This is a genomic window from Campylobacter sp. LMG 7929 (assembly GCF_024723595.1).
Lineage (GTDB): Bacteria > Campylobacterota > Campylobacteria > Campylobacterales > Campylobacteraceae > Campylobacter_D.
Genome location: NZ_JANQCY010000009.1, coordinates 51,459 through 73,430 on the forward strand (window position 1 = coordinate 51,459; position 21,972 = coordinate 73,430).

The 21,972-nt window shown below is 29.8% G+C and carries 24 protein-coding genes; 20 read left to right on the forward strand and 4 right to left on the reverse strand.

Translation table 11 applies throughout. The annotated features are described in order from the left end of the window. The first annotated feature begins 20 nt into the window (after positions 1-20). The 14 genes from CAMP5118_RS05640 to CAMP5118_RS05705 all read left to right on the forward strand — a co-directional run bounded on the left by CAMP5118_RS05640 (position 21) and on the right by CAMP5118_RS05705 (position 12,756). On the forward strand, positions 21-278 hold the full coding sequence (locus tag CAMP5118_RS05640; RefSeq protein WP_263679625.1) for a hypothetical protein: 258 nt from the start codon (positions 21-23) through the stop codon (positions 276-278). After that, positions 253-1,992 (forward strand): LTA synthase family protein, encoded by a 1,740-nt coding sequence (locus CAMP5118_RS05645; RefSeq protein WP_337216822.1) that lies wholly within the window; start codon positions 253-255, stop codon positions 1,990-1,992. The genes CAMP5118_RS05640 and CAMP5118_RS05645 overlap by 26 nt, the downstream gene beginning before the upstream one ends. An 88-nt stretch (positions 1,993-2,080) precedes the next feature. After that, positions 2,081-3,373 carry a UDP-N-acetylmuramate--L-alanine ligase gene (gene murC / locus CAMP5118_RS05650; protein ID WP_263679627.1) on the forward strand — a complete coding sequence of 431 codons (1,293 nt, stop codon included), beginning with the start codon at positions 2,081-2,083 and terminating at the stop codon, positions 3,371-3,373. Continuing rightward, positions 3,366-3,713, forward strand: coding sequence for a hypothetical protein (locus tag CAMP5118_RS05655; RefSeq protein WP_214100544.1), 348 nt, complete (start codon positions 3,366-3,368; stop codon positions 3,711-3,713). Before murC ends, CAMP5118_RS05655 begins: the two co-directional genes overlap by 8 nt. Continuing rightward, on the forward strand, positions 3,713-5,911 hold the full coding sequence (locus CAMP5118_RS05660) for an endonuclease MutS2 (protein WP_337216823.1): 2,199 nt from the start codon (positions 3,713-3,715) through the stop codon (positions 5,909-5,911). The genes CAMP5118_RS05655 and CAMP5118_RS05660 overlap by 1 nt, the downstream gene beginning before the upstream one ends. Positions 5,912-5,956: 45 nt before the next feature. Beyond that, positions 5,957-6,655 carry an SIR2 family NAD-dependent protein deacylase gene (locus CAMP5118_RS05665; RefSeq protein ID WP_337216824.1) on the forward strand — a complete coding sequence of 233 codons (699 nt, stop codon included), beginning with the start codon at positions 5,957-5,959 and terminating at the stop codon, positions 6,653-6,655. After that, entirely contained in the window at positions 6,649-7,242 is a 594-nt protein-coding gene (locus CAMP5118_RS05670) for a LysE family transporter (RefSeq protein ID WP_337216825.1), read from the forward strand. Before CAMP5118_RS05665 ends, CAMP5118_RS05670 begins: the two co-directional genes overlap by 7 nt. Before the next feature lie 3 nt (positions 7,243-7,245). Beyond that, positions 7,246-8,346: a succinyl-diaminopimelate desuccinylase gene (gene dapE / locus CAMP5118_RS05675; protein ID WP_337216826.1), complete on the forward strand. Its 1,101-nt coding sequence runs from the start codon at positions 7,246-7,248 to the stop codon at positions 8,344-8,346. A gap of 134 nt (positions 8,347-8,480) precedes the next feature. Further along, positions 8,481-9,239, forward strand: a complete 759-nt coding sequence (locus CAMP5118_RS05680) for a CAAX protease (RefSeq protein WP_337216827.1) — start codon at positions 8,481-8,483, stop codon at positions 9,237-9,239. 31 nt (positions 9,240-9,270) lie between these two features. After that, positions 9,271-9,462, forward strand: a complete 192-nt coding sequence (thiS, locus tag CAMP5118_RS05685) for a sulfur carrier protein ThiS (RefSeq protein ID WP_066006795.1) — start codon at positions 9,271-9,273, stop codon at positions 9,460-9,462. Beyond that, positions 9,459-10,259, forward strand: a complete 801-nt coding sequence (gene thiF / locus CAMP5118_RS05690; RefSeq protein ID WP_263679633.1) for a thiamine biosynthesis protein ThiF — start codon at positions 9,459-9,461, stop codon at positions 10,257-10,259. The genes thiS and thiF overlap by 4 nt, the downstream gene beginning before the upstream one ends. Continuing rightward, positions 10,259-11,017 (forward strand): thiazole synthase, encoded by a 759-nt coding sequence (locus CAMP5118_RS05695; RefSeq protein WP_337216828.1) that lies wholly within the window; start codon positions 10,259-10,261, stop codon positions 11,015-11,017. Before thiF ends, CAMP5118_RS05695 begins: the two co-directional genes overlap by 1 nt. 1 nt (position 11,018) lies before the next feature. Beyond that, positions 11,019-12,152, forward strand: coding sequence for a 2-iminoacetate synthase ThiH (thiH, locus tag CAMP5118_RS05700; RefSeq protein WP_337216829.1), 1,134 nt, complete (start codon positions 11,019-11,021; stop codon positions 12,150-12,152). Then, a complete protein-coding gene (locus tag CAMP5118_RS05705; protein WP_263679638.1) occupies positions 12,142-12,756 on the forward strand; it encodes a thiamine phosphate synthase in 615 nt (204 codons plus the stop codon). Before thiH ends, CAMP5118_RS05705 begins: the two co-directional genes overlap by 11 nt. Before the next feature lie 4 nt (positions 12,757-12,760). Here the strand turns inward: CAMP5118_RS05705 and CAMP5118_RS05710 are convergent, their stop codons facing one another. After that, positions 12,761-14,122: a DASS family sodium-coupled anion symporter gene (locus CAMP5118_RS05710; protein ID WP_263679640.1), complete on the reverse strand. Its 1,362-nt coding sequence runs from the start codon at positions 14,120-14,122 to the stop codon at positions 12,761-12,763. 206 nt (positions 14,123-14,328) lie between these two features. On the opposite strand from CAMP5118_RS05710, the gene mapA reads away from it, so the two are divergent. The 6 genes from mapA to CAMP5118_RS05740 all read left to right on the forward strand — a co-directional run bounded on the left by mapA (position 14,329) and on the right by CAMP5118_RS05740 (position 20,433). Beyond that, complete coding sequence (mapA, locus tag CAMP5118_RS05715; RefSeq protein WP_263679641.1) at positions 14,329-14,976, forward strand: outer membrane lipoprotein MapA; 648 nt, start codon at positions 14,329-14,331, stop codon at positions 14,974-14,976. Continuing rightward, complete coding sequence (locus CAMP5118_RS05720; protein ID WP_337216830.1) at positions 14,973-15,545, forward strand: ComF family protein; 573 nt, start codon at positions 14,973-14,975, stop codon at positions 15,543-15,545. The genes mapA and CAMP5118_RS05720 overlap by 4 nt, the downstream gene beginning before the upstream one ends. Before the next feature lie 36 nt (positions 15,546-15,581). Further along, a complete protein-coding gene (gene gyrA / locus CAMP5118_RS05725) occupies positions 15,582-18,167 on the forward strand; it encodes a DNA gyrase subunit A (RefSeq protein ID WP_263679644.1) in 2,586 nt (861 codons plus the stop codon). 60 nt (positions 18,168-18,227) lie between these two features. Continuing rightward, positions 18,228-18,746 (forward strand): LPP20 family lipoprotein, encoded by a 519-nt coding sequence (locus tag CAMP5118_RS05730; RefSeq protein WP_263679645.1) that lies wholly within the window; start codon positions 18,228-18,230, stop codon positions 18,744-18,746. Next, positions 18,722-19,168 (forward strand): hypothetical protein, encoded by a 447-nt coding sequence (locus tag CAMP5118_RS05735; RefSeq protein ID WP_263679646.1) that lies wholly within the window; start codon positions 18,722-18,724, stop codon positions 19,166-19,168. Before CAMP5118_RS05730 ends, CAMP5118_RS05735 begins: the two co-directional genes overlap by 25 nt. A gap of 62 nt (positions 19,169-19,230) precedes the next feature. Then, positions 19,231-20,433, forward strand: a complete 1,203-nt coding sequence (locus CAMP5118_RS05740; RefSeq protein WP_263679647.1) for an ABC transporter permease — start codon at positions 19,231-19,233, stop codon at positions 20,431-20,433. Positions 20,434-20,444: 11 nt separating this feature from the next. On the opposite strand, the gene CAMP5118_RS05745 is transcribed toward CAMP5118_RS05740, so the two are convergent. From CAMP5118_RS05745 to CAMP5118_RS05755, 3 genes are read right to left on the reverse strand one after another with little or no spacing between them, the layout of a single operon-like run. Then, the gene (locus CAMP5118_RS05745; RefSeq protein WP_263679648.1) at positions 20,445-21,002 is read right to left on the reverse strand and encodes an SCO family protein; all 558 of its coding nucleotides are present in this window, start codon (positions 21,000-21,002) and stop codon (positions 20,445-20,447) included. A gap of 3 nt (positions 21,003-21,005) precedes the next feature. Beyond that, positions 21,006-21,452, reverse strand: a complete 447-nt coding sequence (locus CAMP5118_RS05750) for a hypothetical protein (protein WP_263679649.1) — start codon at positions 21,450-21,452, stop codon at positions 21,006-21,008. Then, the gene (locus CAMP5118_RS05755) at positions 21,452-21,871 is read right to left on the reverse strand and encodes a copper chaperone PCu(A)C (protein ID WP_039668649.1); all 420 of its coding nucleotides are present in this window, start codon (positions 21,869-21,871) and stop codon (positions 21,452-21,454) included. Before CAMP5118_RS05755 ends, CAMP5118_RS05750 begins: the two co-directional genes overlap by 1 nt. Positions 21,872-21,972: the final 101 nt, after the last annotated feature.

Sequence of the window (21,972 nt, forward strand, 5' to 3'; positions counted from 1 at the left end):
AATATTATTAAAGGTGTATAATGAGAAAAATTTTATTACAAATTCTTTCTTTTAGTTTTATTTTTATGGGAATTTTTGCTTTAGTTAGGTTTTTGATGATAAAAAATTTAACCAATGAAAGTGAAAATACCTTAATGGTATATGTATATGGACTAGGTCATGATATGAGAACCTTTAGTGCTATTTTTTTACCTCTATTTTTGTGTGGTTTATTTTCTTATATAAGTTTGGTTTTTAAAGATAGAAAATATCATGCTACGGGGGGGGGTAATCGCTAAATTTTATATTTATCTTTCTAGTTTTTATGTAGCTTTTATAGCTTTTGTTGTTTTAATTTCTGCGTTTATGTATTATTATTACTTTCAACTTTATGCAAGCAAAATTGATATTTTTATTTTTGGTTTAAAAGATGATAATACTAAGGCGATATTATCTATAGTTTTTTCTGATTATCCCATTATAAAAGGATTGTTATTAGCTGTAACTTTTAGCATATTTTGTTTTTATCTTAATATTAAAATTCTTAGCTTAAAACTAGAGACTATTAAAATAAAACTAGTATTTTTTGTTTTATTAAACATTTTGCTAATTTATGCTTATGTTGTAGCGCTAAGAGGACATTTTACTTATAATGCATTGAGAGCTTCAAATTATGAATTTAGCACCATAAAAGCTTTTAATGAAATTTCTACAAATCCTTTAATGGCTTTTTCATGGGCATATAAAGAGTATAAAAATCAACAAGAATTTAAAAGCGTAGATATAAAACAGCTTAATCAACTAGAAGAAAAACTTTTTCCTATGTTTGATACTACTTTGACACATCAAAATCATGCTAAAAATCATATTTATATTAACATCATGGAAAGTTTTGGTTTAAATTTAGCTGAGTTTGGCACTGAAAATACTAATCTTTTGGGAAATTTAGAAAAACATTTTGAGCAAGATATTATTTTTACTAGATTTTTATCCAGTGCAAACAATACCATAGAAAGTTTTAATCGTTTAGTTTTTTTAAGTCCAAATATTATTTCAAATGGATTGTATCAAAAAGAAAAATTAGTCTTTACACCTTTGCAAATTTATAAAAATGCAGGATATAAAATAGTTTTTGTTTATAGTGGTAATGCTTCTTGGTATAATCTTGGCAATTATTTTAAAAATCAAGGTGTAGATGAAGTTATAGATGAAAATACACTGATGCAAGATTTTCCACAAGCTAAAAAAACAAAACACAAATACGGTATAGCTGATGAGTTTATGTATAAAAAAATATATTCTATATTTGAAAATGCTAAAAATCCTACGCTAGTTATTTCTCTTAGTATTTCCACTCATAGACCTTATATACACAAAAGCAAAACACGACTTATCGATGAGAATGCTTTAGATGAAAAAATATTAAGTCAATTTATTATCAGTGATTTTATAGGTGCTTTAAATGCTTATGCGTATGCAAATGATGAATTTGGAAAATTTTTAGATCGCATAAAAGAAAGTAGTTTTGGGGAAAATATTATTATTGCTGCTACAGGTGATCATAGATTTAGAGATATTAAAATGGATATAAAATCCCAAAAAGCTTTTGCTTATAGTGTACCTTTTTATTTATATCTTCCAAAGTATTTAAAAAATGATATTTATTATGATAAAAATCGTGTGGGTTCGCATAAGGATATTTTTCCAACGCTTTATAATCTTACTCTTAGTGATACAAAATATTTAAGTTTAGGAGGAAGAGATATATTAGCACCTATAAAAAACGAAAAGCTAGAATTTGGTTTTAATGAGCTTGTTTGGATTGATCAAAATGGAGTGTATGATGGAAATAATGGTTATTATTTTGAAAATAATACTAGTATAAAAGATACAAATAAGGCTTTTGAGTTAGATTTATATCATAAAAATTTTTCAAAAAATTATAAAGACTTGTTTCAAAAGCAATTAAATTATAGACTAATTAATCTTAAAACATCAAACAATGGTGATTAGATTTTATTTATAAAGATTTTTTATATTTTATTTTTAGTAAATAAATGATAAAATTTTGCCTTAAATTTTCAAAAAATTTGAGGCAAGAATGCAAAAAATTCATTTTATAGGTATAGGTGGTATTGGAATTTCAGCTTTGGCGAGATTTTTAAAAGAACAAGGCTTTAAGATTAGTGGTTCTGATATCAAAGAAAGTAAAATCACAAAAGAATTAGAAAAAGAAGGCATAGATATAAAAATTCCTCATCATAAAGACAATGTTAAAGATGTGGATTTAGTGGTGTATTCAGCTGCTATTAAAGAAGATAATGAAGAATTAACTAGCGCAAAAAAGCAAAACATCACAACACTTTCAAGAAAAGAAGCCTTGCCTATGATTTTAAAAGACAAAAGAGTTTTTGCAGTTGCGGGAGCTCATGGCAAAAGTACAACTTCAAGCATTTTAGCAAGCTTGATAGAAGCTTCTGTGATTATTGGCGCAGTGTTAAAAGAAAGTGGCACTAATATGCTTTATAAAGAAAGTGAAAATCTCATCTTTGAAGCTGATGAGAGTGATAGTTCTTTTTTAAACTCAAATCCTTATTTAGCTATAGTGACTAATGTTGAAGCAGAACATTTAGATCATTATGGAAATGATCTTGCAAGATTGCATAAAGCTTATGAAGAATTTTTGCATTTGTCTAAAATTCAAGTGATTAATGCTGAAGATGAGTTTTTATCAAGTTTAAATTTAAATAACGCTAAAAAACTTTACCCAAACAAAGATATCACAAATATTTATATGAAAGTAGAAAATTTTAAGCCAAAAACTTATTTTACACTTAAAGATTTAGGTGAATTTAGTGTTTTTGGTATGGGTGAGCATGTAGCGATGGACGCTGCTTTAGCTATTTTGGCTGCGAGTGAATTTATAAATATAGAAGAGCTAAAAACTAAGCTTTTAAAATACCAAGGCATTAAAAAAAGATTTGATATTTTATTTGCAAATGAAAACATGGCTTTGATTGATGATTATGGACATCATCCAACAGAAATCAAAACCACACTTAAAGCAGCAAATGAGTATGCAAGGCTAGCTGGATATGAAAAAATCATAGCTATTTTTGAGCCTCATCGTTATACGCGTTTAAGTGCAAATATAGAGTATTTTAGTGAAGTTTTAGCAAATGTTGATGAGCTTTATATTTTACCTGTGTATGCAGCAGGGGAAACTAAAATAGAGATTAATATGCAAAAATACTTTCCAAAGGCTAAATTTATAAAAGAAATCAAAAGAGAAGAAAATGCTATTTATCTTGATGATGAGTTGATTGAAAATGGTTTGGTAATAGGCTTTGGTGCGGGAGATATTAGCACAAAGCTCAGGGGAAAGTATGTTTAAGATTTTTTTATATATCTTAGCTTTTTTTGCGATTTTACTTTTTTTCATTTTTTTGCGTAAAAAAATAGGTAAGATTAGTAATTATCTTTTGATTTTAGTGTTGATTTTAATGATTGCTTTTGCGATTAAATTTGAGTTAAGTGCCACAAGAAGTGGGGTTTTAAAAAAAGAAACACTCAATGCGTTTTTACAAGGACAAAGTCTAATTTGTAAAGATATTAATGTCACCAAAGAGTATTTTAACTTCGAGCATGGAACACAAAGTTTTATTTCAAATGGCAAAAATAAACAATTTAAAGCCTATGTTTTTGATATAAAAGATTGCAAGGTAGATAAATAATGCAAGGGCAATTTTTTAAAAAGCTAGATTTAGATGGCTATATAGAAGACTTTAGAGGACTTTTTGCAAGAGATAAAGAAATTTTTTTACAAGGTGATAGCAAGCTTCATTATAAAAGGATTAATGAGCTTTCGCTGATAGATTTTAATCCCCCGCCTATGATAGATGAGCTAAATAGTGCTTTAACTCATCTTAGCAAGCAAGGAATTTTACATTTAAGCCAAAGCTTTGAATTTATTAAAATCTGTATGTATTTTAGATACTTAAAGGGCTTAAAATTTGAAGAAAGCTTAAAAGAATGGCTTTTAAAAATAGAAATTCCACAAGCTATTTTAGAGCTTTTTGAGTATTTTGATGAAAAGGGTGAGATTAAAGAAAGTGTTGATGAAAGACTTGTTAATCTAAATTTAGCTTTAAAGATGAAAAAAGAAAGCTTGGTAGCTGAGTTTAAAAAACTTACCTATACTAAAAATCTTAGTGCGTATTTGATCGATACACAAATCCATCTTATCAATGGTATGGAAGCCTTGCTTTTACGCGGTGGATTTAATCATGTCTTAAAAGCAAAAATCATAGGTAGAAGTAGTGGTGGTGGATTTTATGTGGTGCCTTTGAGTGTAGAAAAAATCCAAAGTCAAATAGACGAAATCAAAGATGCCAAAGAAGAAATTTTTTATGAGTATGCTAAAAAAATCAGCTTAGTTTTTTATAAAAATTTGATGTTTTTGAAATTTATTAATAATGCTTTTGATTTATTTGATCATTATAGCGCTAGAGTTTTGATGGCTAAAAAACATGATTATGAGTTTGTTTTAGCTGATAGTTCTAATAATTTAAGCTTATACAACTTCGCACATCCAGCTTTAAAAAATGCAAAAAGTGTTAATATAGAGTTTAATAAAAAAGTTTTAATCATCACGGGTGTAAATGCAGGTGGTAAGTCTATGCTTTTAAAAGGAATTTTAAGTGCAGCTTTACTTGCAAAGCATTTACTTCCTATGGGAATTAATGCACAAAAAAGCCAAATAGGCAATTTCAAAGAATTTGATGCGATTTTAGAAGATCCACAAAATGTAAAAAATGATATTTCTACTTTTGCAGGAAGAATGTTGCATTTTTCTAAGCTTTTGGGTAAGAAAAATGTTTTATTAGGGGTTGATGAGATAGAGCTTGGAACAGATTTTGAAGAAGCAGCGTGTTTATATACTGAGCTTATTTCTAAGCTTTTAGAACAAGATAATAAAATCATCATCACAACCCATCATAAACGCCTTGCTATGCTTTTAGCCAAAAATTCACAAGTAGAACTCATCGCTGCTTTGTATGATGAGGAATTATCGCGCCCAAAATATGAGTTTTTAAAAGGTACTATAGGCAAATCTTATGCATTTGAAACGGCTTTAAGATATGGCATAAGTGCAAATTTGGTACAAAATGCTAAAAAGCTTTATGGAGAAGATAAAGAAAATTTAGAAGAAATGGTAAGTAAAAATATCAATCTTGAACTTTCTTTACGCAAAAAAAATGAAGAGTTTGAGAAAAAAGAAGCTAAGGTAGATGAAATTTTACTTTCACTAAAAGATCAAAAAGAAAAAAATGAGCAAGAATTTAAAAAGCTTGTTTCTAATTTAGAGCTTAAATATCACAAAGCCATAGAAGAAGCTAAAAAAACGATAAATCTAAAAGATATCAAAGAAAAACAAAGAAGTTTAAACAAAGCCAATGAGCTTAAAAAAAGCATTGTTTTACCAAGTATGGAACAAAATGAAGAACTTAGAGTTGGGGATTTTGTAAAATATGAAAAAATCAAAGGTAAAATCACAGCTATTTCAAAAAATGATGCGATGATTCAAAGCGATGGTTTAAGTTTGCGTGTGCCTTTAAAGCTTCTTAAAAAAAGCAATCAAACCCCTACACAAAAGGTAAAATCAAGTGTTAATGTAACCCGCCCAAGTGCTTTAAATATGACTTTAGATTTACACGGCTTAAGAAGTGATGAGGCGCTTGAAAGATTAGATAAATTTATTTCTGATGCTTTGATGGTGGGTTTTGATGAGGTGATAGTTTATCATGGTATAGGCACAGGAAAATTAGCTTTTGCGGTAAAAGAGTTTTTAAAAGCTCACAAAAGTGTAAAAAGCTTTAATGACGCGCCAATTAATCAAGGTGGTTTTGGTGCTAAGGTGGTTAAGCTTTAAGTAAAATTATAGTAAAACCTTTAAAACAATAATGAGGTTTATTAAATGAAACAAGTGATGATTTTAAGTGGAGCAGGTTTATCCGCTCCAAGTGGTATAAAAACTTTTAGAGCTAATGGTGGGCTTTGGGAAGAGCATGATGTAATGGAAGTTTGCTCAGCAACTGGCTTTAGAAAAAATCCTAAAAAAGTTTTGGAATTTTATAATAAAAGAAGAAAAGAACTAGCTGGTGTTAAGCCAAATCACGCACATAAATTCATCGCTTTATTAAAACAAAAATTTCCAAAACAAATTAGTATTTTAACGCAAAATGTAGATGATTTGTTAGAGCGAGCAGGTTGTGAAGAAGTGGTGCATTTGCACGGTTTTTTACCTGAACTTAGGTGTTTAGAGTGTGAAAATATTTTTAACATAGGCTATGAAAGTAGTGATGGTAAAATTTGTCCTAAATGTCAAAGCAAAAGTGTAAGGCACAATATCGTGATGTTTGAAGAAATGGCGCCAAATTATAAAATTTTATATGAAAAATTACAAAATTGTGATTTATTTGTATGTATAGGCACAAGTGGGCAGGTTTTACCCGTGGGAGAGTATGCAAGAGTATGTAAGCAAAGTATATTAAATAATCTTGATGAGGATAAATATTTAGAAAGTAATTTCACAAAAGTTTATATAGAAGATGTTTGCACGGCTATTGATAAAATCAAAATCGATATAGAAAATTTCTTGGAAGCAAAATGCTAGAAGTAATCTTACAAGGCATAATTTTAGGTATGGGTGTGTCTGTGCCTTTTGGGCCTGTGAATATTTTGATCTTAAATACTGCTTTATCTTCTTTTAAAAATGCTTTTTGCGTTGGGCTTGGCGCTTTAAGTGCTGATATTCTTTTTTTGATTTTGATTAATCTTGGGCTTTTAAGCTTTGCAAATAATGAATTTTTTTATAAAATACTAGCTGTTTTTGGCTTTTTCTTTTTGAGTTTTATGGTATTTTTAATGCTAAGAAAAATAAGAAAAGTCGATCTTAACAAGGTAAATAAAACACATCCTTTAAAAGGTTTTAGTAAAGGATTTTTCTTAAATGTTACAAATCCTTATGTTATAGGCTTTTGGGTGAGTGTAGCAGGGCTTAGTATGCAGAGTAAAAACTCTTTTGCTTTGCTTTTTGGTTTGGTGGGTTTTATTGTATTTTGGATTTTTACTCTATCGTTTTTTGTGTCTAAATTTAAAGCCCTTGTAAGAAATAAACATATATTTTATATCAATCTTTTTTCAGCATTTATTTTAGAGTATTTTGCTCTTTCTATGCTGTATAAAGCTTTTATAGGATAAAACATGCAAGTAGTTGAAATTTTTAAAGAATTAAGTAAATTTAAATCCATCACTCCAGATGATGATGGAGCATTAAATTATATCGCAGTGGAGTTAAGTGATTTTGAAGCTTTTTTTATAGAAAAAGAAGGTGTGAAAAATCTTTTGCTGACTAAAAAATTTAGCGATGATGGGGAACATTTGGCTTTTGGTGGGCATGTGGATGTAGTGCCTGCGGGAGAGGGTTGGAGTAGTGATCCTTTTGAGCCTTTAGAAAAAGATGGGTTTATTTATGTAAGAGGCGCGCAAGATATGAAAAGTGGTGTGGCTGCTTTTATGTGTGCGGTTAAGGAAGTGGAAAATTTCAAAGGAAGAATTTCGCTGATTTTAACAAGTGATGAAGAAGGCGAGGCTAAATTTGGCACGCTTGAAGTGCTTAAATTTATGCAAGAAAAAGATATGCTACCTGATTTTGCTGTGGTTGCTGAGCCAACTTGTGATAAAAAATTTGGAGATAGTATTAAAATAGGGCGTCGTGGTTCTATCAATGCAAAATTACTTATCAAAGGCAAGCAAGGTCATGTAGCATACCCGCAAAAATGCATTAATCCTGTGCATAATTTTGCTTCTGCTTTGAAATTTTTAGCAGGTTTTGATCTTGATCCAGGCGATGAGGTATTTGCACCATCTAAAATTGTTATTACTGATATACGCGGTGGTATGGAAGTGTGCAATGTAACTCCAAATGATTTAAAATTGATGTTTAATGTAAGAAATTCTCCACAAACTAGCTTAGAAGATGTAAAAGCTTATGTAGAAAAGACTTGTGAAGGACTTGATTATGAATTAAGCATAAATCAAAGCTCAAAGCCTTTTTTAACACAAAGTGATTCTAAAATCGTACAAAAACTAAATGAGAGCGTACAAAAAATCACTCAAATAGTGCCAGAACTTAACACCAAAGGTGGCACAAGTGATGCAAGATATTTTGCTGAGTTTGGTGTGAAGGTAGTAGAATTTGGCGTGTGTAATGATAGAATTCACGCCATTGATGAGAGAGTGAGTATAGAAGAACTTGAAAAATTGTATTTAGTTTTTAAAGATTTATTAGAGAATTTTAACTAGGAAAAAACATGGATATAATAGGAATTTAGAGTAGCCTCTCATTTAAGAGTACCTTGCAGCTACCGGCAAGTTAGCCCTCTAAACTTCTAAAATTATATCATTAATTTTTTAAAATGGAATTAATAGGAAATAAAATGTCTTTTGAGCTTGATGTAAGTAGCTATGAAAAAATAGAAAAGCTATTTATCAATTTTAAATTAAAATGTGATTTTAAATTTAGAATGATAAAAGGGATCAATGTTTTGCATTTTGGATATTTGTGGGGAGCTTGCAAAGAAGCACAAAAGATTCTAGAAAAAAATCAAAAATGCGAAGATTTGTTTGAGCTAATTATGAAAATTTATTCCAAAAGACGTAAAAATCATCAAGCAAATTTTTTACTTTTACAATGTTATGAAAATGCTCTAAGAAGTACTTTAGCAGTAAAAATAGCAAATTTGTATAATAAGTTGGATGATGATTGGTTTAAATCTAGTGAAGAAGTTTTTAATCCTGCTTTAAAAAATCTTTTAAAAAAAGTTAAAAAGAGATGTCAAAAAATAGATGAATATAATAGTACTTGGCAAATTTTTGATGATTTTTGTTTGATTGATTTAGAAGAGATATTGATAGATCATTGGAGTGAATTTGCTTATATATTTAAAGATAAAAAAATATATAAAAATCAAGTCTTACCAAGTTTTGGCACCAAAGAGCATCTTAAGACAAAACTAAGTCAAATAAGAAAAGCTAGAAACGAAACCTACCATAATAAACCTACAAAAATAAAATTTAAAAAAGATTTGGAAATTTTACTTTTGAGACTTGGTTATAATTTAGAAGATGCTATTGATATTGGAGAGATAAAAGAAGCTATTATTTTAAGATTTAATTATAATAATGCAAGCGAGTAAGTATTTTAAGTAAAATAAATAAAGGTTTTAAATGATTATCAATGGACAAAAGCTTGAGTTAAAAGAGCTTAGATTTATGGATTATGTTAAAGAAAAGCAATTGAAAATAGAATTTATTGCCTTAGAATTAAACGGAGAAATTATCCCAAGGGATAAATTTGAAAATTTAATTTTAAAAGAAAATGATAAAGTAGAGATTGTTACTTTTGTAGGTGGTGGTTGATGAGAATTAAATTTAATGGTAGTATGATAGACACGCATTTTAAAAACACTTTGGAATTTTTTCAAAGTGTGAGTAAAAATGAAAATGATGTATGGATAATCAATGGTTTTGCGACAAAAGAAAGTTTGGAGCTAAAAGAAAATGATGAGCTTTTTTGTATAGAAAAAAATACTTTACCATCATATGAAGCTCTTGATGCTATGATGAGAGCAAGACATACTCCAAAGCTTCATGATAAACTCAAAAAGGCAAGTGTAGCAGTGTGTGGGCTTGGTGGGCTTGGATCGCATATAGCTATAAATTTAGCAAGAAGTGGGGTTGGTAGGCTTCATTTGATTGATTTTGATGTGGTGGAGCCAAGCAATCTTAACCGCCAAGCTTATATGGTGGAAGATTTGGGTAAATTTAAGGCTGAAGCTTTAAAAGATCAAATCGCTAAAATTAATCCTTTTATAGAAGTATTTGCACAAGTTTTAAAAATAGAAAAAGAAAATATAGCCGAACTTTTTACAAATGATGATATTGTTTGCGAAGCCTTTGATAGTGCAAAATATAAAGCTCTTTTAGCACAAAATTTTCACCAACATTATCTTCAAAAAACATTAATTTGTGCTTCTGGCTTAGCAGGATATGGCGATAGCAACAGCATACAAACAAGAAAAATCGCAAAAAACTTTTATGTTTGCGGTGATTTAAAAAACGAGGCAAAGGTAGGCAATGGACTTATGGCACCGCGTGTAAATATTTGCGCAGGACATCAAGCAAATTTAGTTTTAGAACTTTTAGCGAGCGAGTAATGGAAAAATTAAAAATAGGAAAATATGAGTTTAATTCTAGGTTTATTTTAGGTTCTGGGAAATTTTCTTTTGAGCTTATAAAATCAGCCATTGAAGAAGCAAAAGTTGAGATTATCACCTTAGCTTTGCGTAGGGTAAATGATAAAGGCATAGAAAATATACTTGATTTTATCCCAAAGCATATTAAGCTTTTACCAAATACTTCAGGTGCAAGAAATGCTAATGAGGCATTGCGTATAGCAAGACTTGCAAGAGAGCTTGGTTGTGGAGATATGATTAAGGTTGAAGTAATTAGCGATAGTAAATATTTATTACCGGATAATTATGAAAGTATAAAAGCAGTAGAACTTTTAGCAAATGAGGGTTTTACACCTTTGGTTTATATGTATCCTGATTTATATGCAGCACGTGCTATGGCTAATGCAGGAGCTGCTGCTATAATGCCTCTTGGAGCTCCTATAGGAAGCAATAAAGGCTTAAAAACTAAAGAATTTATACAAATTTTACTTAATGAAATTAGCTTGCCTATTATAGTAGATGCGGGCATAGGAAATCCCGCACAAGCTTGTGAAGCCATGCAAATGGGAGTAAGTGCAGTGATAGCAAATACTGCCATAGCTCAAGCTAAAGATGTATCAAAAATGGCAAAGGCTTTTGCTTTAGCTATAGAGGCAGGATATAATGCGTATTTAGCAGGCATAGCAAATGAAAGCACGCCAAGTGCAAGCTCGCCTTTGAGTGGTTTTTTAAGAGATTAAAATGCAAAAATATCCTCATATGCAAAGTATTGAAAGTGAAATTTCAACTAAGGTTTTAAAAGAAGTTGAAAATTTTGATGAAAGTAAATTTAGCGCTTTTGATGTAAAACAAGCTTTAGCTAAAGATTATCTTAACTTAGAAGATTTAAAAGCCTTGCTTTCAAGCACAGCGGAAGATTTTATAGAAGATTTGGCGCAAAAATCAAGCAAGATTACTCAAAAATATTTTGGAAATTCCATTTTGCTTTTTACACCTTTATATCTTTCTAATTTTTGCAATAGCAAATGCACTTATTGTGGGTTTCAAAAAGGAAATAACATTAAAAGAGCTAAGCTAAATGAGGCTGAAATTCACAAAGAAATGCAAGAGATTAAAAAAAGTGGTTTGGAAGAAATTTTACTCTTAACGGGTGAGGACAGGGAGTATGCTAGCGTAGAATATCTTGCCAAAGCTTGTGAGATAGCAAAAGAGTATTTTAAGGTCGTTGGGATTGAAGTTTATCCTATGAATGTAGATGAGTATGCATTGCTTCATGAGAAGGGTTGCGAATATGTAAGTGTTTATCAAGAAACTTACAATCAAAAAACTTATTCTAAAATTCATATTGAAGGTGAAAAAAGTGTATTTGAGTATCGTTTTCATGCGCAAGAGCGAGCGTTAAAAGCTGGTATGAGAGGGGTTGCTTTTGGAGCTTTACTTGGTATAGATGATTTTAGAAAAGATGCTTTTGCTACGGCATTGCATGCGTATTTTTTACAGCAAAAATACCCTCATGCTGAAATAGCTTTGTCTATCCCTAGATTAAGACCTATTATTAATAATAAAAAAATTCATCCAAAAGATGTAAGTGAAACAAGACTTTTGCAAGTTTTATGTGCTTATAGATTGTTTTTACCTTTTGCAGGTATTACGATTTCTACGCGTGAAAGAGCAGGATTTAGAGACGGGGTTATTAAACTTGGAGCTACTAAAATGAGTGCAGGTGTGAGCGTGGGAGTAGGTGAGCATCAAGGCGATAAAAAAGGTGATGATCAGTTTCAAATTAGTGATATGCGTAGTGTTGATGAGGTTTTAGTTATGTTAAAAAATGCAAATTTGCAAGCTATAATGAGCGATAGTATTTATGTGGGATAAAAAAGTCATTGCTATTAGCGATAGTCAAAACACACAAGAAGATTTTTTAAATTTTATTGAAAAACTAAGCCAAAGTAGTATTGATGCTTTAGTGCTTAGAGAAAAACATTTAGATGAGTTAGAATACGCTAAATTAGCCAAAGAAGTATTAAAAATTTTTAATAAAACTCAAAAGATTTGCTTTTTGCATTATCATTATGAAGTTTGTTTAAAATTAAATCATCAATTTTTTCATGCTCCTTTATTTGTTTTACAAAATTGCCTACAAAGCTATAAAAAATTTGAGCTTTTGGGTACTTCCATCCATTCTAAAGAAGAATTAGATTTAGCTTATAAGCTTAAAGTAAGTCATACTTTTTTTGGACATGTATTTGAAAGCTCTTGTAAGGCTGATTTAGCTCCAAAAGGTATTAAGAATTTAAAAGATTTGTTAGAAGTTTCAAAAATACCCATTTATGCCATAGGTGGCATAAATACTCAAACTATAAACCACTTAAAAGATTTAAATTTAGCAGGTGTGTGTATAAGAGAAGCTTTGTATAAAAGTGAAAATGTAAAAAAATATATTTTAAGATGTAAAGACCTTTTAGTCCAAAAGGACTAAAAGATTATAACCAGAAGAAATATGCAATTATTGCAAGGCTAATTGAACAGAATATATTTAGTATGATTCCTACTCTTACCATTTCTTGTTGTTTGATATGACCAGTACCAAAAACTATAGCATTTGGTGGTGTAGCAACTGGTAGCATGAAAGCACAAGAAGCGCCAATAGCAATAATTAAAGCAAGTCCTAAAGCAGGAACACCTAAAGTATCTGCTATAGAGATAAACAAAGGCACAAGCAAGGCTGCTGAAGCAGTATTTGAGGTAAATTCTGTTAAAAATACTATAAAAAATGCTATGATTAAGCCTATAACAAATAAATGTCCATTTTCTATAAATGAAATAATGGTGTCAGCCATAACCTTGCTAGCACCTGAATCTTTTAATACTACACTTAGAGTAATACCTCCACCAAAGAGCATTAACACGCCCCAATCAGTATTTTTTTGTACATTTTTCCAATCAATTACTTTAAATGCACATACTAAAACAGCTGCAAGCAAGGCAATAATTGCATCAAGATTTGCTATTTTATGTCCAAAAATACTTGTGATGATAGGACCTATATTGCCACTAAAAATCCAAGATAGAGCAACCACTAAAAAGATTACTAAAGTAATGATTCTAGGTCTTGTAAGTTCTATATTTTCAGTGTGTAAATCAACTTGTAGATTAAATTTAGGTTTAAACATAAAATACAAAATTAAAATCATTGCAGGTAAAAAGATTAAAACAATAGGAATACCATATTTTAACCATTGTGCAAAGCTAATGTGTAATTGAGTAGCAACAATAGCATTTGGTGGGGTTCCTACTATAGTGCCTATACCACCTATACTCGCGCTAAAAGCTATGCCTAAAAGAATGAAAACATAAGTATTTCTATCTTTTTGTGGATCAAGTGAAGCTAGCATGCCTATAGCAAGCGGAAGCATCATGGCTGCGGTTGCAGTATTGCTCATCCACATAGATAAAAATGCAGTAGTGATAAAAATATATAAACTTGATAAACCTAAATGTCCTTTTGCCAGGGTTAAAATTTTATGCGCAATTAGCTTATCTAGTTTTTGATGATGCATGGCTGCTGCTAGAGCAAAACCACCAAAAAATAAAAAGATATTAGAATCAGCAAAGCCTGTTAAAGCCTTAGCAGTAGGTAATAATCCTAAGATGGCTGCTAAAACAGGTACTAAAATAGCTGTAATAGTAACATGCAAAGCTTCGCTAAGCCACAATATAGCGATAAAGATCAACAGGGATAATCCTTGGTTTACCTTAGTTTCGCCAAAAGGGGAGAAATAAAGCAAGGCGATAAATAACACTAAATCAGCAATAACTATAAGTGTTTTTGTGTTTGAACTCATTTAACAACTCCTTTAAAATATTGTAGTTTTGTAACATATTCTAAATGAATTTTCTTTTAAATATTAATTTTTATATAATTTTTTTTTACAAAATTATTTTTGTGTGAAAAAAAGTAATTTTTAGTAAAATTCATTTGTTTTTGGTATAATTTTTGCTGATTAAAAATCATCTTAATCAAAAAGATGATTGCTTTTAAGGAAAGATAATGTTTAAAAAAATGTTCGTATGTATTTTAGCTTTGTTTTTTGGCGCTTGTGCTGTAAACCCTAAAAATCAAGGTGTAGCTAAGGTTAATGAAGTTATAAAAATCCAAGCACAGTGTTATAATCCTTCTGATTCTAAAGCATATGAAGCAAAAATTAAAGGTCTTGTGTATATTAGTGATGTAGGACTTAAGTATTGTACAAATAAAAGAACAATTGATAAAAGTGCTTCTTTGAAAAAAGTTTATATTCATAGAGTGTATGATTTAAATGAGAATTTGAAATATTCTTCTTCTAATGGAAATAATTATTATATTAATGAAAATTTTAACTACTATTTTTATGTGTTTTTAAAAGAAGAATTAGAAAATAGAGGTATAGTAGTGGTTGAAAATACACAAGATTCTCCTTATGTTTTAAGAGTAGATTTAAGTTTTAATGATTTTTATTCTAAATTTGATTCTAATTCTTTATTTTCAATTATTGCTAGTCAGCTAACATTAAAAGATATTAACACTAATAAAACTATTAACATTAAAACTAAACAAGAAGTTAAAGGTTTTTATAATATTAAAGATTTGCCTTTCTTCACTCAGCTTCTTATAAAGCAAGTAGCTAATAAATCTGCAGATATTATCAGCTCTTTGTGAGGTGTTTTAGTTGCCATGGATTTTCCTTTGCGAGCTTTTGTCCAGCTTGCAAGGAAGAGCTTTTAGAATATTCTTTAGGTATAAGAGAACTTGATAAAGGTTTTAAGGTTTATTATTTTTATCAATATGAACAAATTAAACATCTAATTTATTTTAAACACAAATTTCAAGGATATTTTGTTTTAAATGCGCTTGCAAAATTAAGTTTTGCTAAATTTAAAGATTTTTTTCAACCCTCTTGTAAAATTAATGCCATAGCCTTGGATGATAAAACATATAAAAACTACTCTCATACTGCTATTTTAACCAAACATTTAAAAACTCAATTTATAAAACCCATGTATCATGCTTTGCAAGCTAATTCAGAATTTAAATATAGTGGAAAAAGTTTGCAATTTCGTAAAGATAATAAAAGATCTTATAAGCTTTTAAAGTGTCCAAAATATCCTGTGATTTTAGTAGATGATGTTGTAACTACGGGATTAAGTTTGCTTGAAGCAAGAGAGTTTTTAGAAAAAAATAACATCGAAGTACTTTTTGCTTTAGTTTTAGCTAATGCAAAAGAATAATCTGCTAAAATATAAAGATTAATTTTAAGGATTTTTATGGAAAATATTTTTACTAAAGATTCAGATATTGAAAATATAGATATAGAAAGTTCTATAAAGAGTAGTTATTTAGATTATTCTATGAGTGTTATTATAGGCCGTGCTTTACCTGATGCTAGAGATGGGCTTAAACCTGTTCATAGAAGAATTTTATATGCTATGAATGATTTAGGTGTTGGAAGTCGTAGTGCGTATAAAAAATCAGCGCGTATAGTGGGTGATGTTATCGGTAAATACCATCCACATGGTGATACAGCTGTATATGATGCTTTAGTAAGAATGGCACAAGATTTTTCTATGCGTTATCCAAGCGTAGATGGGCAAGGAAACTTTGGTTCTATTGACGGTGATGGTGCTGCTGCGATGCGTTATACTGAAGCTAGGATGACGATTTTAGCTGAAGAACTTTTGCGTGATATAGAAAAAGATACAGTTGATTTTATACCAAATTATGATGATTCTATGAGTGAGCCTGATGTTTTACCTGCTAGGGTGCCAAATTTATTACTTAATGGTTCAAGTGGTATTGCAGTAGGTATGGCTACCAATATTCCTCCGCATAGCTTAAATGAGCTTATTGATGGTTTGCTTTATTTAATTGATAATAAAAATGCAAGCTTAGAAGAAATAATGCAATTTATCAAAGGCCCTGATTTTCCAACCGGTGGTATTATCTTTGGTAAAAAGGGTATTATAGAAGCTTACCGCACAGGTCGTGGTAGGGTAAAAGTAAGAGCAAAAACCCATATTGAAAAAAGAGCTAATAAAGATATTATTGTAATAGATGAACTTCCTTATCAAACCAATAAAGCAAGATTGATAGAGCAAATTGCTGAACTTGCTAAAGAAAAACAAATCGAAGGCATTGCTGAAGTTAGAGATGAGAGTGATAGAGAAGGAATTCGCGTAGTAATTGAGTTAAAACGCGATGCTATGAGCGAGATTGTGTTAAATAATCTTTTTAAATCTACCACTATGGAAAGCACTTTTGGTGTGATTATGCTTGCTATACATAATAAAGAACCAAAAGTTTTTTCTTTAATTGAACTTTTAAATTTATTCTTAAATCATAGAAAAACTGTAATTATTAGAAGAACTATTTATGAGCTGCAAAAAGCTAGAGCTAGAGCGCATATTTTAGAAGGTTTAAAAATTGCACTAGATAATATTGATGAAGTGATAGCTTTGATTAAAAACTCTCCTGATAATCCAACGGCTAAAAATTTATTAATGCAAAAATTTGGCTTAAGCGAGCTTCAATCTAATGCGATTTTAGATATGAAATTAGGTCGTTTAACAGGACTTGAAAGAGAAAAAATCGATAATGAATTAAGAGAATTATTAGCAGAAATAGAGAGGCTTGATCAAATTTTAAAAAGCGAAATTTTGCTTGAAAATTTAATCAAAGATGAGTTGAAAGAAATCAGAACAAAATTTGATGTACCAAGAATTACTCAAATTGAAGATGACTATGATGATATTGATATAGAAGATTTAATACCAAATGAAAATATGGTAGTTACTATCACTCATCGTGGCTATATTAAGCGTGTTCCAAGTAAGCAATATGAAAAACAAAAACGCGGTGGTAAAGGCAAGGTCGCGGTTACAACTTATGATGATGATTTTATAGAAAGTTTCTTTACGGCAAATACACATGATACCTTGATGTTTGTTACTGATCGTGGACAGCTTTATTGGCTTAAGGTTTATAAAATTCCTGAAGGAAGTAGAACTGCTAAAGGCAAAGCTGTGGTTAATCTCATTAATCTACAAGCAGATGAAAAAATCATGGCAATTATTCCAACCACTGATTTTGATGAGAGCAAATCATTGTGTTTCTTTACTAAAAATGGTATCGTAAAACGCACAAATTTAAGTGAATATCAAAACATCAGAAGCGTGGGTGTAAAAGCGATTAATCTAGATGAAAATGATGAACTTGTTACTGCAATTATCGTAGCAAGGGATGAAAATGAAATTGTAAATATAAATACAGACGAAAACTTAGAAGCAGAAGATAATCTGGAAATTGAAACAAATGAAAATAGCGAAGAGCTTGAAATTGTTAGTGGTAAAATGCTTTTTGTAGTTACTAAAAAAGGTATGTGTATTAAATTCCCACTTGCTAAAGTTAGAGAGATTGGCCGCGTAAGTAGAGGGGTGACTGCGATTAAATTTAAAGAAAAAGATGATGAAGTTGTGGGTGCTGTTGTTATAGAAAATGACGCTCAAGAAATCTTAAGCGTAAGCGCAAAAGGTATAGGTAAGCGTACTGATGCAGGTGAATATAGACTTCAAAGTAGAGGTGGTAAGGGTGTAATATGCATGAAACTTACTGCTAAAACAAAAGATTTAATCGGAATAGTCATAGTCGATGAAAGTATGGATTTAATGGCATTAACAAGCAGTGGTAAGATGATACGCGTTGATATGCAAAGTATTAGAAAAGCAGGTAGAAACACAAGTGGTGTAATTGTTGTTAATGTGGAAAATGATGAAGTGGTAAGCATTGCTAAATGTCCTAAAGAAGAAGATGAGGAATTAGATGCTGAAACTAATATGGATTTAAATTTAGAATAGTAAAATTCTGGAATGCTTTTTGCTATCTTAAATAATATCAAATAAATTGAAGGTGTAAAAATGAAAAAAGTTATTTTTATGTTTTGTTTGGCTTTAGGTTTTAGTGCGTGTGCACTAGATCAAAGAGGTACGAAACCTGCTCAAGCTCAAGCTACTCAAGCTGCAAGTTCTGATGTTGTAGTTCAAAAAGTAGACAAAGATGATGTGCGTAATATCATTAGAGAAGAAAAAATGCTTGCAAATGATACAAGCACAGACAATGATTTAACTTTTACAGCAGTGGGTGAGGGTATTGCTCCTTTAAATACAGTTTCTGTTGGTCAAGCTTTGGCTTTAGCTAAAAGAGCAGCAATCACTGATGCTTATAGACAATTAGCTAGTAAGTTATATGGTGTAAGAGTTAATGGTAAAGATACAGTAAAAGATGCAATGCTTAAAAGTTCAACTATTACAGCACAAGTAAATGGTTTGATTAAAAATGCAAGTGTAGTTGATCAAGACTTTAAAGATGGTCTTTATAGAGTAAATGTAGAACTTAAAATCGATGCTGACAAGTGGAAAGAATTGTTTGCTTATTAATCCTTATAATTTTTAATGCTACTGCCCAAGATGAGTTTATATTTTGGGCAGAACTCTCTAATAAAAATTTAATCCTTTTTCATCAAAATGAAACTATTTCTATGGCTATGACCAAGAGCAAAAAAAAGAATTTAGAATATGCTTGTGAGTTAGTTTATACATCAAGTGACTTGAAGTCTTTAGTGCGCAATGATTTTGGCATGGTAGATGAAGAGAAAATGACAAAATTAGATAAATTTAATTTTTTAAATGCTCACAAAAATGATTTAATTGATTGCTTTTTTAATGCAAAAATAGATGTAAAAGATTTTGTAAAAAGTGAACAAGCAAGTGCGCAAAGTGAAACTTATGTAAGAATTTTACCTTTAAGATTTATAGTTGAATTTCATGATAATAGTGCCTTTGTATATTATCTTAAATAAATACAAAGCTAGCTTTTATAAAAATCAAGTTAAAATACTTAAAAAAATATTAAGAGTATAAAATGCAAAAAAGTATCCCTTGTTATTTATTATTTAAATATTTGCGTTTTGATAAAGATCAACCCTTTATCATGCTTTCAAAAATTTTAGCCTTTTTAGGTGTGAGTATAGGGCTTTGCGTGCTTTTAGTTGCAATGGCTATTATGAATGGTTTTGATAAGGAATTTGAAAGAAAACTTTTTACTATGAATTATCCTATCACTATATTGCCACGTTTTGGAGCAAGTGTGGATGATAAATTATTACAAGAATTAAGAATCAAATTTCCAAATTTATTATTTAGTCCTTATATTGCTACTCAAGTTATAGCAAGAAATGATTTAAAATTAGAAGGCGGTATGCTTTTTGGGGTTAATTTTGAAGATGAAAAAAAGATCAATGAGGTAGTAGCTCAAGCTTTAGAAGATAAAAAATTAGATAATTTTGATATTTTAATTGGTAAGGGTTTAAAAGAAGAATTTGGACTAGATTATAATGAAAAAATAACTCTAATTTTTTCCAATCTTAATGCTAGTGGTCTTTCGCTTATCCCGCAGGTTAAAAGATTTGATGTTAAGGCTGATTTTTCTTCAGGGTTATTAGCCTATGATAAAGCTTATATGTATACAGATGCTAGAGCCTTAGCTAAAATTTTATCATATCCTCAAGGAAATTATGATGGAGTGCATGTGTATTCAAATAAACCCTTTGAAGATATTAAACAAATTGATGTTTTTTTGGGTGCAAGATATGCTAGTATCGGTTGGTGGGAACAAAATGGGAATTTCTTTGCAGCTCTTGCTTTAGAAAAAAGGGCTTTGTTTATAGTATTAATGTTGATTATTTTAGTTGCAAGTTTAAACATAGTAAGCTCTTTATTGATGATAGTGATGAATAGACGCAGCGAAATAGCTTTATTGCTTTCCTTAGGTGCTAGTAAGCTAGAGATTAAAAAAACCTTTTTTTCTTTAGGGTTTTTAATAGGTGGAAGTGGTATTATAGCAGGTGTGATTCTTGCAGCTATAGCTTTATGGGTGCTTGGAAATTTTGATATTATTTCTTTGCCAAGCGATGTTTATGGTATGAGTAAATTGCCTTTAGAACTTTCTTTAGTTGATTTTTGTATTACACTTTTTGGAGCTATTGTGATTGTAAGTTTATCTTCTTATTATCCTGCCAAAAAAGCAACTCAAGTAGATATTTTAGATACTTTAAGAAACGAATGAATTGTAAAAATTTATTCGTTTAAGAATTTTTGAATTTCGTTAAAAAAGCTTTCATAACTAATATCTTTTATGGTTTTAATAAATTTTCCCTTTTCATCAATCAGATAAAATTCACCACTATGTGCTATAGAATACCCCATAGCAGAATCTTTAAGATTGATTTTTTCATATACCACACCATAATTTTTAGTAACTTTTTCTAATTCTTTTTCATCTTTAGCAATTAAAGCAGTAGAATTTGGATAAAAATATTTTACCCATTGACTAGTTTGAGTTAGATTGCTATCTCTTGCTGGATCTAGTGAGATAAACACCACATGAGCTTTTTCTTTATTTGGCATTTTTTCTAAAACATTAGCAATTAAGGCAAGTTCACTAGGGCAAACATCAGGACAATATGTATAGCCAAAATATACAATCAATTTTTTACCGATAAAATCTTTTAAACTAAGCATGCCTTTTTCAGAATTTAAGTGAAAATTGTATTTGTTATTTTCAAAATACTGCACTGATATAAAAAATACCCCAAAAATTACCACAATTAATAAAAAAATATTTATTTTTTTCATATTTTACCTTTTTACATCAAAGTCAAAATAAAAATCTAGCGGAGTTTCATCATCAAAAAGTTCTATTCTAAAACGCATCACATCTAGTGTGCAAGAACTTAAAACTAATTTAGCATGATAAGTGTTGTTGATTTTTTTAAATTGTGGAACAATATCTCCCATATACATATTAAGTCCATAAACTCTAGCGTTTAGTTTTTTAAACTCACCTAAATTAGTGATATTTAAATCAAGTTCATTTAGTGTAACTATAGGCTTTGGGTTTAAATTTATCAAGATTTTTTTATCTTTAAAATTATACTCACACTCTTGAGTGTTTAGATCGCATGCTAAAGGCGTTAGAGTGGTGATTAACTCTCTTTTTTTTCCAGAATTTGTTGAATTAGTATAAAAATAAGCCCCGCATATAGCAAAGACTATAGCTAGGGCAAAGACAAGTAGATTTTTCATTATTTTTTAATACTTCTTGACTTGATATCTTTTAGTTCAATTGTGCTATTATCATCAAAATATAGTGTTAAATTAGCTTTGGTTTGAGGTGTGATATTTTCTTTAAGATTTAGTATCATAATATGCATGCCACCTGGCTTAAGTTCAGCACTTGAATTAGCTTTTATAGTAATTTGAGGGATTTGCACCATCATTTTTTTACCATTTTCCATGATATGATCGTGAATTTCGGTTGTATCACTTAATGAGCTTTGAGCTTTTATTAGTTTTATATCTTTATCAGAATTATTTTTAAGCTCTAAAAAAATTGCTGTTGTTTTAGAATTTGGCGGAGTTTGTCTAACATAAGGATCATTTATAGTGATTTCATTTGCAATAGCAAAGGTGCTTAATATAGCTAAACTAAGTAATTTTTTCATTATCATTCCTTTATATTTTTTAGTCAATCATAAACATTATACACGGAAAAAATTAAAAATATATTTATTGTAAAAATATTATAATTATCTCTTTGTTGTTT

What these genes read in the sequence shown, in the direction of transcription:
- CAMP5118_RS05640 (WP_263679625.1), top strand. Translation starts at nt 21, where the DNA reads ATGAGAAAAATTTTATTACAAATTCTTTCTTTTAGTTTTATTTTTATG.
- CAMP5118_RS05645 (WP_337216822.1), top strand. Translation starts at nt 253, where the DNA reads ATGCTACGGGGGGGGGTAATCGCTAAATTTTATATTTATCTTTCTAGT.
- murC (WP_263679627.1), top strand. Translation starts at nt 2,081, where the DNA reads ATGCAAAAAATTCATTTTATAGGTATAGGTGGTATTGGAATTTCAGCT.
- CAMP5118_RS05655 (WP_214100544.1), top strand. Translation starts at nt 3,366, where the DNA reads ATGTTTAAGATTTTTTTATATATCTTAGCTTTTTTTGCGATTTTACTT.
- CAMP5118_RS05660 (WP_337216823.1), top strand. Translation starts at nt 3,713, where the DNA reads ATGCAAGGGCAATTTTTTAAAAAGCTAGATTTAGATGGCTATATAGAA.
- CAMP5118_RS05665 (WP_337216824.1), top strand. Translation starts at nt 5,957, where the DNA reads ATGAAACAAGTGATGATTTTAAGTGGAGCAGGTTTATCCGCTCCAAGT.
- CAMP5118_RS05670 (WP_337216825.1), top strand. Translation starts at nt 6,649, where the DNA reads ATGCTAGAAGTAATCTTACAAGGCATAATTTTAGGTATGGGTGTGTCT.
- dapE (WP_337216826.1), top strand. Translation starts at nt 7,246, where the DNA reads ATGCAAGTAGTTGAAATTTTTAAAGAATTAAGTAAATTTAAATCCATC.
- CAMP5118_RS05680 (WP_337216827.1), top strand. Translation starts at nt 8,481, where the DNA reads ATGTCTTTTGAGCTTGATGTAAGTAGCTATGAAAAAATAGAAAAGCTA.
- thiS (WP_066006795.1), top strand. Translation starts at nt 9,271, where the DNA reads ATGATTATCAATGGACAAAAGCTTGAGTTAAAAGAGCTTAGATTTATG.
- CAMP5118_RS05695 (WP_337216828.1), top strand. Translation starts at nt 10,259, where the DNA reads ATGGAAAAATTAAAAATAGGAAAATATGAGTTTAATTCTAGGTTTATT.
- thiH (WP_337216829.1), top strand. Translation starts at nt 11,019, where the DNA reads ATGCAAAAATATCCTCATATGCAAAGTATTGAAAGTGAAATTTCAACT.
- CAMP5118_RS05705 (WP_263679638.1), top strand. Translation starts at nt 12,142, where the DNA reads ATGTGGGATAAAAAAGTCATTGCTATTAGCGATAGTCAAAACACACAA.
- CAMP5118_RS05710 (WP_263679640.1), bottom strand. Translation starts at nt 14,122, where the DNA reads ATGAGTTCAAACACAAAAACACTTATAGTTATTGCTGATTTAGTGTTA.
- mapA (WP_263679641.1), top strand. Translation starts at nt 14,329, where the DNA reads ATGTTTAAAAAAATGTTCGTATGTATTTTAGCTTTGTTTTTTGGCGCT.
- gyrA (WP_263679644.1), top strand. Translation starts at nt 15,582, where the DNA reads ATGGAAAATATTTTTACTAAAGATTCAGATATTGAAAATATAGATATA.
- CAMP5118_RS05730 (WP_263679645.1), top strand. Translation starts at nt 18,228, where the DNA reads ATGAAAAAAGTTATTTTTATGTTTTGTTTGGCTTTAGGTTTTAGTGCG.
- CAMP5118_RS05740 (WP_263679647.1), top strand. Translation starts at nt 19,231, where the DNA reads ATGCAAAAAAGTATCCCTTGTTATTTATTATTTAAATATTTGCGTTTT.
- CAMP5118_RS05745 (WP_263679648.1), bottom strand. Translation starts at nt 21,002, where the DNA reads ATGAAAAAAATAAATATTTTTTTATTAATTGTGGTAATTTTTGGGGTA.
- CAMP5118_RS05750 (WP_263679649.1), bottom strand. Translation starts at nt 21,452, where the DNA reads ATGAAAAATCTACTTGTCTTTGCCCTAGCTATAGTCTTTGCTATATGC.
- CAMP5118_RS05755 (WP_039668649.1), bottom strand. Translation starts at nt 21,871, where the DNA reads ATGAAAAAATTACTTAGTTTAGCTATATTAAGCACCTTTGCTATTGCA.